We start from the raw sequence: 13,281 nt of genomic DNA on the forward strand, positions 1-13,281 counted from the left end.
GATTTCAAGAGACATTTTTTCCAGCCTCGTTTTTTTGTTAATAATTCATCACTAATACTTCTTCGATTTTGCCACGCTTACTACCAATAGAATTTATATTTCTAGAAGCACCTACGATTTTCATTTTGTATCCATCATAAGAAGATTTAATAAAATCTGTTGCAGAGTTACTTAATAGAATAAAACATCCTCTTTTATCTAACTCGTGAAAAAGATCTCTTAATCTTAGCTGTTCTTTTTTACCAAATCCCTCGAGGCTATAATTCGTAAATGAAGCCGTCATACTAACCGGATCATAGGGTGGGTCAAGATAAATAAAATCACCTTTTTTTGCCCCCTCTATAACCTGAGCAAAATCTTCATTTTTAATCGTAACATTTGCTTCTTTTAAATAATCATGTACTTGACGTATAACCTGTTCATTCACAATATTAGGACTCTTGTATTTGCCGTAAGGAACATTATATTGTCCTTTTTTATTAACACGGTATAATCCATTGAAGCACGTTTTATTTAAATAAATTAACCTCGATGCTTTTTGAACCGGTGTAAGCTGTGCATAACTCTCTCGATTACGATCCCATTCTCTAATACTATAATAGTAATCCGCAGTATTTTCATGTCGCTTTAAATCTTCTATTAATTCTTCCATTTGATAACGAATGACATGATATGTATTAACTAGCTCACTATTGATATCATTAATAATTGCTTTAGCAGGTTTCAATTGAAACAAAACGGCCCCAGCTCCAATAAAAGGCTCGTAATAGGTTCCATAATCTTCTGGTATGTATTTCATTATTTCCGGTATAAGCTGCCTTTTACCTCCAGCCCACTTTAAAAAGGGTTGTGCTTGTTTATTCAAAGCCTACATCTTCCTTTCCTATTGCCACATTATTATGCTATCGCGAAAGACTCCGAATATCAATGATTATAATGAAGGAATTTATTCACACTCATTCAATAGTAAATCAGATTATTATTACTCTCGAGTTTGTTGTATTTCATCTCAAAATCTAACTTCCACTACTTCTAATTTACAAAACTTTAAAATAAGCTTTATATAGAGAAAAAAGGATATTTCCCTTTTTATTCGAATTACTATTTATACATTTGAATCCATTTCATCATTCCTATCTTATAATGAAAAACGAACGATTAGGTTTTTGATTTTCACTATAGGTAGATGCTTTCCCAAGGGCTTGTCTTCAGCTAACTCTGACTACGCAGAGCTCCGTCAGAGTGGATCTTCACACGGCGCTGATCCTTTGGGAGTCACTACCTACCGTTTCAATCAAAGAGTTAATTCGAAAATATTCGTCTTTTAATGAAAACCGACGATTAGGCTTTTGATTTCCACTTTAGGTAGATGCTTTCCCAAGGGCTTGTCTTCAGCTAACTCCGACTACGCCAAGCTTCGTCAGAGTGGATCTTCACACGGCGCTCATCCTTTGGGAGTCACTACCTACCGTTTCAATCAAAGAGTGAATTCTCAAACATTCAATAACATATTTTATAAGAAACGTTCGGTTTCATTCACTTATAGAGCAATTATGAAATTCATTCATTTAATTAAACAATTAATTAAAGAGAAAAGTACGGTTATAGGGGGAAAAAAATGGCACAATCATTTCGTTGGAAGAAAATATTTTTTATTGGTAGTGGTTTTTTTTCATTATCTTTGATCTGGACCTTTTATAATGCCTTTATGCCAATAATCTTAGGAGAGCATATTGAGAAAACAAGCATTATCGGCTTCATCATGGGGCTCGATAATTTATTAGCTATTTTGCTTATCCCTATTATTGGAGCTTGGTCTGACCGAATAGATACCAAATTTGGGAAAAGACTACCTTTTTTAATAGTCGGAATGCCATTAGCGGCGCTGTTTTTTATTTTACTTCCTTTTGCTAAGGATACACTCTGGCTCCTCATTAGTATTGATATTATTTTTTTATTGGCCATGACTATTTACCGAGCACCTGTTATCTCATTGATGCCTGACCACACACCTCCAAATAAACGATCTTTTGCAAATGGGATTATCAATCTTCTAGGTGGGATTGGGGCTATTATCGCTTTATTCGGACTCTCTAAGCTTTTTGAATTTAATCCTATTTATCCCTTTACAATAGCAAGTATAGCTCTGATGATTTCCTTCTTTTTGCTACTATTTAGTGTAGATCGTAAACCAGCTTACTCTGCTGATACCACATCAGATCAAGAAGAATCACAAGCCATTCAATCATTAAAAAAGAAATTTGCACTCTTAATAAAACCTGAGCATCGCTCTTCTTTATTTATTCTGTTAGCTATTTTCATCTATTTTATTGGCTATGCTTCCGTTGAAGCTCTTTTCACTTTATATGCAACACGCACTTTAGGATTTACAGAAAGCATCGCAGGAACAACACTTGGTTTTTTTAGTTTGTCCTTTGTTTTATTCGCGTTACCTGCGGGTTGGATTGGACAAAAGCTCGGTAAAATAAAAACGATGATGATCGGTCTCTCTATAATGCCTCTTCTCTTTTTTATTTTACCTTCTTTTCAAAATCCACTTCACCTTCAAATACTACTATTTATAGCGGGGTGTGGATGGGCTTTAGTAAATGTTCAAGCCTACCCTCTTGTAGCTGATTTAGGTGGACTAAAAAGTATTGGTCTATTTACTGGATTTTATTATTTATTTTCAATGGCCTCTAATATTGTCGGTCCTTTTCTATTAGGGACGATTGTAGATAATTTTGGAGGTGCTTCTCTTTTTTATGCTAGTTCTGTCACATTCGTTGTTTCAATGTATGTTCTGCATTTAGGGAAAAAGCGATTGTATCAACAAAAAAAGGCTATCGCTTAATAAGGTTTTAACAAAAGCTACTCTGGGCATAAACCTCGGGTAGCTTTTTTGAATATAAGCTGACCATTCTAAAGAAATGATTGACTTTAGAAGTACCTTATCTGATAAAACCTCAATCGCAAAAATAAAACTAGGTTTTATTGTATACATCCCAAACTCCTCTATCTAATTAAGCTATTTGTCATTCACACATTCTTTAATACCGTTCTTAATCAATAGTAGATCGATTGATTAAAAATTGTAGAAACAGGACATTCTAGGACTATATATTAGTTCGGGAGGTTAGATTATGTCTTATCAATCAAAAAACAGTATCACACCAGAGCCTTTCTGGAGAGAATCAACAAAACTCGCAAGCTTTTCGAGTCTTGACCATGATATCCATGTAGATGTCGCCATCGTCGGAGGTGGTATTACAGGTATTTCAACTGCTTACCTACTAGCAAAAAATGGGGTTAAAGTGGCGTTAATTGAAGCTAACCAGCTAGCAAACGGAACAACTGGTCATACTACAGCAAAAATTACAGCCCAACATGACTTAATCTACAATGAATATATTCAGCATTTCGGAGAAGAAAAAGCTAAACTATATTACGATTCTCACACTGAAGCTAAAAACTTTATGACACAATTAATAAATGAGCACAATATTAACTGTGATTATTCCGCTCAAGATGCATTTTTATATACAACCAATAATCGAGGGATTGGAAAAATCGAGAAAGAGTTTGAAGCCTATCAAAAGCTTGGCATAGATGGTCAATATTTAAAGGACCTCCCTCTAAAATTAAGGACTAAAGCTGCTTTATCTATGAAGGATCAAGCACAGTTTCATCCTCTTGAATATGTATCGTTTCTTATTAAGGAAATTATTGCTCATGAAGGGATTATTTTTGAAGACACTGTAGCAATGGATATAGAGAAAGAAAATAATCCGACTGTCCTTACTAAAAATAATAGGAAGATTTCAGCAAAGCATGTTGTTATCACTTCCCACTTTCCTTTTTATGATAGTCGTTTATATTTCTCAAGAATGTATGCTGACCGCTCATATGTTATTGCAGGCTATTCGAACCAACCCTTTCCAAAAGGAATGTATTTGAGCATCGACCAATCACCTAGATCTCTTCGTTCAGCCTCTTATAATGATAGACAGCTGATTATTATTGGTGGAGAAAAGCACAAAACAGGACAAGGTATGGATACTATGTATCATTATGAGGCATTAGAGGATTTTGCAATGGAGACTTTTGAAAGCTTTGATGTACAATACCGTTGGTCAGCACAAGATTTAACCACACTTGATAAGATGCCATACATTGGTCCACTAGAAAATAATAACCCCTCTATATTGTTTGCTACTGGTTTTAAAAAATGGGGCATGACGACAAGTACTGTCGCAGCTCATTTAATTAAAGATTACGTACTAGGAGAAACAAATACTTATTCAGAATTATACAGTCCATCTCGTTTTGTATCTGACCCTAGCATCAAGCAATTTATCTCGACAAATTCAGATGTGGCAAAGCATTTGATCGGTGGTAAATTAGAACAGCCTACAAAAAATGTAGATGAACTTGAGAGTGATGAAGGCAGTGTGGTGACATGGCATGGAAAAAGAGCAGGAGCATATAAGGATACTGATGGCCATATTCATGTGGTCGATACTACCTGTACTCACCTGGGTTGTGAAGTAAATTGGAATCATGGCGATCGTACATGGGATTGTCCGTGTCACGGTTCACGATTTGGTTATGATGGTCACGTGATAGAAGGACCTGCTAAAAAGCCATTAAAAACACTCCATTCAGAGAAAAATTAAAACAAGCCTTTTACTATAGATGATACTCAACCAGATGTAAGGTGCACCGACTACTGGTTACCCAAGATTTACACCTTCATTAAGGTGACGTCAAACTATTTGAATAGTGAATTTGGCTATGTAGCTTCATCTTAATGAAGTTACAACGAGAATCCTCAAATGTAACAGGACCATCTCTCTATTAATAAGAGGAATGGTCCTGTTCGATGTTCTTATGTTTTATAATGATTTGTCCCCAATTATGCACAACCCTGAGTTATTGCTCCTTTTCCTTCAAATAACTTTCTCTTTCAACATGAAACTCTATTAAGTTTCCGTCCGGATCCTTACAGAAAATTTGAGCAAATCCACTTGCGCTCATAGGGTTTTCTTCTACTTCTAGCTTTTTCTCTTTTAAATAAGCTAACGTATTGAAATAACTTTCCACTCTAATCGCAAAATGGTCGTGTTTAGAATTCAAATCATTACTTTTCTCAAGGTATGCATCACCCTCAACAATTAAATGTAATTGTTGAGAGCCTATTTCATACCATGCTCCAGGAAAGCCAAAGTTAGGCCTCTCCAGTTCTTTTAACCCTATTATATTTTGATAAAAGTTCTTTGATTGCTCTAGGTTTTTAACATTAAGACTGACATGATGCAATGAAATTTTACCTAACATCAAACTCACTCCTTACACAAGGGTTTTAAATTTATACACAGCTATGTTAATAACCTGTTAATAACTCCTATTTTATCCACAGATAAATGTGTATAATTTTCTTAGTTTTGCTGTGATTGGGCTTACTCTTGTTACAGTATTTCTATTTATCCACAAAATAATAAACAGCCTGTTTATTACTCTTTATCTAAATTCAATTTTTTTAACGCATCTGCGAGAGCTGAATTCTGAAAGTCTTGATCATTATTTTGCTTTTTCATATATTGATGGACTTCTTTTTTTAAAACCTTTTTATGCTGTGTTTCCTTTTTTCAAAAGCCGTTTTCTTTTCCCTTTTTTTATACCCACATTGACGGTCTTGGCAAACCTTCATTTTGCCTTTCTTTCCATTCACCTCTAATAAAAACTTTCCACACTCCGGACATTTACTCCCCCGTTACATGATTGCTTTAAATAAAGTTTCCCTCTTAACTAGAAGCACAACTATGTTTAAACTTCCCTATAGACATAATTCATCATGTACTTAAACCAATCGAATCAATTGACCAACCCCATTTACTTTTCTCTAGATGTGAATTATTCATTCCACCATAAATAGGGTAATCTTCAGTATTGAAATTTTCCAGTAATGATTCCTTTATCATTTTTCATGATTATCTTATAGAAAGAGTTTCCGCGATTTTGATGATTGATTTCTCGTTTAAAGTTTCATTTCACTTATGAACCATCTTTCATTATTAACATTTACTTGTCTAATTTTATCTGTATACCACTAATCTCATGTTTAGAACTATGTTATATTATCAGTACAAATATTAAAGGAGCATGAAGATATGGCAAAAAGCTTAGTGTTAGCAGAAAAACCATCAGTAGCTCGTGATATTGCGAATGTGCTGAAATGTAATAAAAAGGGCAATGGCTTTTTAGAGGGTGACAAATATATCGTGACGTGGGCGCTTGGACATCTAGTAACTCTAGCTGATCCAGAAGTGTATGATAAGAAGTATCAAAGTTGGAAATTAGAGGATTTACCGATGCTACCTGATCGATTAAAACTATCAGTCATTAAACAATCGGGCAAACAGTTCAATATAGTAAAAACACAGTTAGATCGTAATGACGTAAATGAAATCATTATCGCAACAGATGCTGGTCGTGAGGGTGAGCTAGTGGCTCGATGGATTATTGCTAAATCTAAAGTTAGTAAACCAATTAAACGTTTATGGATTTCCTCGGTAACAGATAAGGCTATTAGAAATGGGTTTACTAATTTAAAACCCGGCAAAGAATATGAAAACTTATATTATGCTGCTGTAGCTCGTTCTGAAGCAGATTGGTACATTGGACTAAATGCAACTAGATCCTTAACGACAAAATATAATTCACAGTTAAACTGTGGGCGTGTTCAGACTCCTACTGTAGCAATGATAGCTGCACGAGAAGATGAAATAAAGAATTTCAAAACTCAAGCTTATTATGGTATTGAAGCGCAAACGAATTCAATCAAATTAACCTGGCAAGATAACAATGGCAATAGTCGAAGCTTTAATAAAGAAAAGACTGATGCTATTGTAAAATCTCTAGGTACTCAAGATGCTACCGTTATAGCCATTGATCGTAAAGCAAAAAAGCTATTCTCTCCTTCACTTTATGATTTAACAGAATTACAACGTGATGCGAATAAATTTTATGGATACTCTGCAAAAGAAACATTAAAGGTTATGCAAGGTCTTTACGAGACACACAAGGTTTTAACCTATCCTCGTACAGACTCTCGTTATTTGTCTTCAGATATTGTTAGTACCCTTCCTGAGCGACTAAAAGCTTGTGGAATAGGTGGGTATCGTTCACTAGCTCATAAAGTACTAAAAAAACCTATAAAGACAACAAAGGCTTTTGTAGATGATCAAAAAGTCAGTGACCACCATGCTATTATCCCAACTGAAGGGTTTGTTAACTACTCTTCTTTTTCAGATAAGGAGCGTAAAATTTATGACCTAGTAATAAAACGTTTCTTATCTGTTCTGTTCCCAGCTTACGAATACGAGCAATTAACTTTACAAGCATCAATTGCTCAAGAGAAATTTTTTGCTAGAGGTAAAACCGTTATTAATGCAGGTTGGAAAGAAGTATACGATAATCATTATGAAGATGACGAATCTTCAGATGATGTAAAAGAACAATTACTACCATCTATAAAAAAAGGCGATATATTGAAAACAAAAGTAATTGTACAAACATCTGGTCAAACAAAGCCACCTGCTCGCTTCACAGAAGCTACGTTATTATCTGCTATGGAAAATCCGACTAAGTACATGCAAACAAGAAATAAAGAGCTTACAGACACCTTAAAAGCGACAGGTGGATTAGGGACAGTTGCCACACGTGCAGATATTATTGATAAGTTATTCAATTCATTCCTAATTGAAAAACGTGAGGGTAAAGAAATTTATATTACTCAAAAAGGGCGTCAACTGTTAGATTTAGTTCCGGCAGAATTACGTTCACCAGCTACAACAGCAGAGTGGGAACAAAAACTTGAACTTATTTCAAAAGGTAAGTTAAAAAAAGATATTTTTATCAATGAAATGAAAAAACATACAAAAGAAATGGTTAAGGAAATTAAAGCAAGTGATAAAAAATACAAGCACGAAAACATTTCTACAAAGCCTTGCCCAGATTGCGGCAAATTGATGCTTGAGGTAAATGGAAAAAAAGGAAAAATGCTTATCTGTCAAGACCGTGAATGTGGTCACCGAAAAAATGTATCTCGTGTAACTAATGCACGCTGTCCAAAATGTAAAAAGAAATTAGAACTACGAGGTGAAGGTGAAGGTCAAATTTTTGTATGTAAATGTGGCCATCGTGAAAAGCTATCCGCCTTTGAAGCACGACGTAAAAAAGAATCTCGTGGCAAAGTGGATAAGCGTACCGTTCAAAAGTATTTAAAAGAACAGAATAAAGAAGAACCAGTAAATAACGCGCTTGCAGAAGCGTTAAAAGGATTTAAATTCGACTAACAATAAAAGCTGAGCATGGATATCTCCATGGATCAGCTTTTTGTTTTTGATTTTCACTTTAGGTAGATGCTTTCCCAAGGGCTTGTCTTGAGCTTACTCCGACTACACTGAGCTTCGTCAGAGTGGATCTTCAAACGGCGCTCATTCTTTAGGAGTCACTACCTACCCTTTCAATCAAAAAGTTAATTCAGAAACATTCAGTACATTACTATAATAGAGCAATTATGAAATTGACTTCTATAAAATAAGAATTCTTGTCCAAGCCTCTATTCTATATTTTTTATTCATATGTTTTATATTAATTTCTGTAGTAGCTCTTTAATATTTGTTTCTGTTTTCTCTATTAAATCAAAAGGTACTGGTTTACTAAATAAATAACCTTGAAACTCATCACAATTACCATTCTTCAGCAAATAATATTGATCTTTCGTTTCTACACCTTCTACTGTTACTCTCAGCCCTAATGTTTTGGCTAACAACACAATGGATTCAACAATTTTCCATTCTTTATTGTCCGACTTTATATTGTCGATGAATAGCTTATCTATTTTTATTTTATCGACTGGCAACAGACGCAGATGATTTAAGGACGCATTACTAACACCAAAATCATCGATAACAATTGAAAAGCCACAACGCTTCAAACGCTCTAATTTGGCAATCGTCTCTGCAGTATTTCTCATAATAGAATGCTCGGTTATCTCTAGCTCAATAGAATTCGGATCGATTTGATAACGAGTAATTGAGGACATTAATTGTTCTTCTAAAAATACCGATTCTACTGTTTTTAAAGAAAGGTTGACCGAAACCTTTTTTGATTTATCTGAGAATCTAGCTAAGTATTTACAAACCTGGTCAAATACCCAGTAATCAATCTGTATGATTAAATCCGTTTGCTCCGCTGCATATATAAATCGTTCAGGAGATACGGTCCCTAAAGAAGGGCTATGCCATCTAATAAGGGCCTCATAATGAACTAGACTGCTATCACCTTGAATAATAGGTTGAAAATATAAAGTAAACTCATCTCTGTCAAAGGCCTTGCTCACTTCACTCTCTAACCTTGATTGTACAAGTTTTTCCGGTTGATTTTTTTGGTCTTCATAAAAACATATTTCATTTCTTCCTTTGCTTTTTGCTCGAACCATCGCATCATATGCTTCACGGATATACTTTTCTGGATTTTCGTCAAAACGGTTAATCTTCCTAATCCCGACACCTACTGTCACACTAATTTCATTTCCTTTTATTTCATACGGGATAGACAGTGCTGCTTGAATGTTTTTTACCACTCCATAAATATGCTTACACCTTGGGATATATAATAAAAATTCATCACCATTTAATCTTGAAATTTGATAACGATAAGTGGATAGAACCAAACTAATCCTCTTCGTCCATTCGACTAACAATTCATCTATATATGTATGTCCAATCCACTCCATAATACTTTTAAACTGGTCTACATTTAAATAAAGGATAGCCGATTCTTGCATTCTATCACTAGATTCGCCTATACTTGCTTCAAATTCATTTTTGACTTTATCACAAAATAACTGAAAGCTTAAAGTGCCTGTTAACGGCTCTATCATATGTAAAGAATTGACTGCCTCTGAATAGGTTATTAAATAAGTAACTTCTTCCTCTTTATCTAATATAGGAAAAACATATGTTTTTTTAACTACTTTTTCTGAATCAGCCATAGAATGGTCGGTAAAGACAATCGGTTTTTTCTTTTGGACAGCCTGAGTATAATAGGATATTAAATAATTAGCCACAAGTGTCGAATGTACATCTTCAATCCATTGATTCAAAGGATTAGATAAGGAAGGCTCATTCTTATTAAAAGGTGCAGAGAGATATTCGTATTTAAATCGGCCCGATTCATTTTTGAGGATACAAACAAAATCGTAAACTTCTTCTAGTGATGAGATAATTTGTTCGATTGTAAAGGCTTCTCCTGTATACATAACAAATCCCCTTCCTTGATAACCTTTTCTCTTTATTACATCGACCATTATCTGTTATAAGTTAAATTAAGGAATTCTATATAAATTTTATCATAGATAGCTTTTATATAAAGAAAATTCAAATTAATCTCTAAAATAAAAACAAAATCAATGATACACTTACTATAACGACGAGACAAAAGCTTTAAGTAAATAGTTAGGCAGGGTGATTATCATGAAAAAATGGGTTTCCAATGATCAAAAAAGAAATTTCTTAACATGGTTTCTACAGCAGCATCAGCTAAAAAATAAGGAAGTAAAAATCGTATTTGATCAATTTATTAGAAATCATCACCTATTAGAGAAACTTCATTTTACTGACCATATTGTAAAAAATAAAAAAACAATCGTGATCTCCTCTTACCATTCAGACGAACCTGGCTTTTTATATTATAGTAACAACCAAAAGTATGAACATATTTCTAAGGTTTTAGATGACTTAAATACAAATCCTTCTACCTCCTATTACTTACTATTAAACTTTAATGGGAAATCTATTAATCAACGATATCTATCATTAGTAGAGAGTGATACAAACGATCGATTTCAAGAATATAAAAGGTTTGTTCAATACGAAAAAGACACGAATCAAATGATTGATGAATTGCTCAAGCAACAAAACAAAGATGCCATTAGACAAAAAATAGACGAGGCATTGGATAACAGAGATAAGGTTTTATTTAATAAGCTGGTCAGTAAATTACATGAATTAAATGAGCAAAAAAACGATTTCTAAAAATAATACTTTAGTAATAGTCTTTTTATATGACTATAGTTCTTGATTATGAACGATTTTATTCCTCATTCTCATTTAAACCTAAAATTAGCCATTTTGTCCTCTATATCTCTATTTAAAAGAATTTATCATTATTTTCCTATTATTTTCTACTTTTTTCTACAATGTTTACCCCTTTCAAGAAAAGTGTTCGTTCTATATAATGAATAAGTGGATATATTATCCTTTTAATTATTCTCCCTAGATCTTTATACTTATGTATTAACATCAGATAGTAGGAAAAGAAACCATTAATTATTGTAATAGGAGGGATATTCTTTGGCTGATTCCTACCATAAAATAGATGATGAATGGTATACGTTATTACTTGAGGCAAAACAATTGGGTTTGTCAGTAGAGGAAATAAGAGACTTTATTCAAGCGAATAATGCTAAAGAATAAACAAAAACAGGTATATTTTCCCTCTTCTTACATATATTTTTTCAACTTAATGAATTTTTTATGACTTTTCTTATGACGTATGATACTAACTAAATTCATTAGATTAGACCATAATGAAATAGAAGCAATTAGTAAATGATGCTTACCCATTAACAATTTTAGAGCAAAAATGAACCTTATTCATTACTCGTAAAAACAAGGATCCTATAATACTAAGTAACTCTAAAACACGCAGATGCTCAGACAGTCATTTTTAAAAAATTCCCTGAAAGTGTTTGTTTCCAACTATAATGACTTATGTAAAATTTAATGGAGGGGTTAAGAGGGATGAGGACAGAAGAATTAGATTTAGAATGGATATCACTTTTAAAAGAAGCCAAAGAAATGGGATTATCACCAGACGAAATAAAGTTGTTTTTTTCAGATATCAAAAATGAAAATCAATCATTAGTTCTATTTACAGAACAGGATATAGCTTGCTATAATCAGAAAGAGCATATACACAAATTAGAAAGGTAGTCAATTCATGATTGGTGATCAAGTAAAAAATACCGGCTTGAGAAAGGCCTGTCTTTATCTGAATTGGCAGAAAAAGCAGGTGTAGCAAAGTCTTATCTAAGTTCTATAGAAAGAAATATACAATCTAATCCCTCTATACAGTTCCTAGAAAAGATATCTGCTATGTTGGATGTTACGGTCGAAACACTCTTGTATGACGATAGTAAACAGACACGCGAACAGGAAAAAGAACTAGATCCGAATTGGATTAAGCTCGTCGAAGAGGCAATGGAATCTGGTATATCAAAAGAACAATTCCGCGAGTATTTAGAATTCATAAAATGGAAAAATTCTCAATCAAATGACTAATTCTAAATAAGAAAAATGAGCTGATTGAGAATCAGTTCATTTTTTGATTTGTTCTTTTTTAAGAATGTTTTCTTCTTTTTCCTCACTTATTAATTCAATCAGCTCCACATATTCTATTCCTAGTGCTTTAGCTACTTTTATTAGTACTGAAATACTAGGGTTTTTTTGCAGACCACGTTCTATATAGCTTATATATGATTTAGAAACACCAGATAAGTTTGATAACTCATTAAGTGTCATCCCTCTCGTTTTTCGAATAATCCGAATTTTACTTGCACCCATTCAGCTAAGCTCCTTTTCAGCGATTTTCCTTACATATAAAGAATTTTCTTGATACTTTTTAATAACAGCTTCCTTAAGTTTCATGATTTTTAAATGATAGGGAAAGTGCTCACTTAAAGAAAAATAAGTGAAATGATATTGATATTCTCCATTGCCATTACACTCATTTTTTTCTTTGATTACCCCAAAAAGTTCAAGCTCCTTTTGAAATACGGTTACTTTTATTTTATAGACGACTTCTTCTGATATTGGTAACTGTACCTCGCTCACAAATGAAATAGACTTTCGATCCAATATATCAACCTTAATATTCGCGCATTTTTTATTCACACATTTTTTTTGGACTTCAAAAATATACAGCTCTGCGTCAATTTTAGTTTGAAAATGAATGCTATCATTCAAATTAGAGAATCCCCTTTCATTTTTGTTCTTTAATAAGAACATTATAACCCTTCTGTTCTATTTAGTAAACAGAATTATTATTTTTGTTCTTAATATTGAACATCTTTTATATACTTTCTCTTCAAAGTCAGACAGAGCTTAACATTCACTCATTTATTTTGATGCCTCACAGTCCCATTAGTTACAA

The 13,281-nt window shown here is 33.4% G+C and carries 12 protein-coding genes and 1 pseudogene; 7 read left to right on the forward strand and 6 right to left on the reverse strand.

Going from position 1 to position 13,281, the window contains the following annotated elements; all coding sequences use genetic code 11:
- Window positions 1-37: 37 nt before the first annotated feature.
- Entirely contained in the window at window positions 38-865 is an 828-nt protein-coding gene (locus AZF04_RS13220; RefSeq protein ID WP_061949122.1) for a DNA adenine methylase, read from the reverse strand.
- 753 nt (window positions 866-1,618) lie between these two features.
- Here AZF04_RS13220 and AZF04_RS13225 point away from each other — a divergent pair.
- Together AZF04_RS13225 and AZF04_RS13230 are read left to right on the forward strand one after the other, a co-directional pair.
- Complete coding sequence (locus AZF04_RS13225) at window positions 1,619-2,854, forward strand: MFS transporter (protein ID WP_061949123.1); 1,236 nt, start codon at window positions 1,619-1,621, stop codon at window positions 2,852-2,854.
- 289 nt (window positions 2,855-3,143) lie between these two features.
- Entirely contained in the window at window positions 3,144-4,676 is a 1,533-nt protein-coding gene (locus AZF04_RS13230) for an FAD-dependent oxidoreductase (protein ID WP_061949124.1), read from the forward strand.
- Between the two features lie 256 nt (window positions 4,677-4,932).
- On the opposite strand, the gene AZF04_RS13235 is transcribed toward AZF04_RS13230, so the two are convergent.
- Complete coding sequence (locus AZF04_RS13235) at window positions 4,933-5,337, reverse strand: VOC family protein (protein ID WP_061949125.1); 405 nt, start codon at window positions 5,335-5,337, stop codon at window positions 4,933-4,935.
- Window positions 5,338-5,513: 176 nt separating this feature from the next.
- Window positions 5,514-5,770, reverse strand: a pseudogene (locus tag AZF04_RS22075) (DNA topoisomerase III); the annotation flags it as partial.
- Between the two features lie 400 nt (window positions 5,771-6,170).
- Here AZF04_RS22075 and AZF04_RS13240 point away from each other — a divergent pair.
- Window positions 6,171-8,357 (forward strand): DNA topoisomerase III, encoded by a 2,187-nt coding sequence (locus AZF04_RS13240; RefSeq protein ID WP_061949126.1) that lies wholly within the window; start codon window positions 6,171-6,173, stop codon window positions 8,355-8,357.
- A 293-nt stretch (window positions 8,358-8,650) separates the two neighbouring features.
- Here the strand turns inward: AZF04_RS13240 and AZF04_RS13245 are convergent, their stop codons facing one another.
- On the reverse strand, window positions 8,651-10,327 hold the full coding sequence (locus AZF04_RS13245; protein WP_061949127.1) for a putative bifunctional diguanylate cyclase/phosphodiesterase: 1,677 nt from the start codon (window positions 10,325-10,327) through the stop codon (window positions 8,651-8,653).
- Window positions 10,328-10,541: 214 nt separating this feature from the next.
- Between AZF04_RS13245 and AZF04_RS13250 the strand changes: the two genes are divergently transcribed.
- The 4 genes from AZF04_RS13250 to AZF04_RS13260 all read left to right on the forward strand — a co-directional run bounded on the left by AZF04_RS13250 (window position 10,542) and on the right by AZF04_RS13260 (window position 12,410).
- On the forward strand, window positions 10,542-11,102 hold the full coding sequence (locus AZF04_RS13250; RefSeq protein ID WP_061949128.1) for a YpiB family protein: 561 nt from the start codon (window positions 10,542-10,544) through the stop codon (window positions 11,100-11,102).
- Between the two features lie 318 nt (window positions 11,103-11,420).
- Window positions 11,421-11,543: an anti-repressor SinI family protein gene (locus tag AZF04_RS20735; RefSeq protein ID WP_081766586.1), complete on the forward strand. Its 123-nt coding sequence runs from the start codon at window positions 11,421-11,423 to the stop codon at window positions 11,541-11,543.
- Window positions 11,544-11,870: 327 nt separating this feature from the next.
- Complete coding sequence (locus tag AZF04_RS13255; RefSeq protein ID WP_061949129.1) at window positions 11,871-12,062, forward strand: anti-repressor SinI family protein; 192 nt, start codon at window positions 11,871-11,873, stop codon at window positions 12,060-12,062.
- Between the two features lie 48 nt (window positions 12,063-12,110).
- Complete coding sequence (locus tag AZF04_RS13260) at window positions 12,111-12,410, forward strand: helix-turn-helix domain-containing protein (RefSeq protein ID WP_082795389.1); 300 nt, start codon at window positions 12,111-12,113, stop codon at window positions 12,408-12,410.
- A 36-nt stretch (window positions 12,411-12,446) separates the two neighbouring features.
- Here the strand turns inward: AZF04_RS13260 and AZF04_RS13265 are convergent, their stop codons facing one another.
- Complete coding sequence (locus AZF04_RS13265; protein WP_045481412.1) at window positions 12,447-12,692, reverse strand: helix-turn-helix domain-containing protein; 246 nt, start codon at window positions 12,690-12,692, stop codon at window positions 12,447-12,449.
- Window positions 12,693-13,094 carry a hypothetical protein gene (locus tag AZF04_RS13270; protein WP_153017263.1) on the reverse strand — a complete coding sequence of 134 codons (402 nt, stop codon included), beginning with the start codon at window positions 13,092-13,094 and terminating at the stop codon, window positions 12,693-12,695.
- Window positions 13,095-13,281: the final 187 nt, after the last annotated feature.

This window comes from Alkalihalobacillus trypoxylicola (assembly GCF_001590785.1).
Taxonomy (GTDB): domain Bacteria; phylum Bacillota; class Bacilli; order Bacillales; family Bacillaceae_D; genus Alkalihalobacillus; species Alkalihalobacillus trypoxylicola.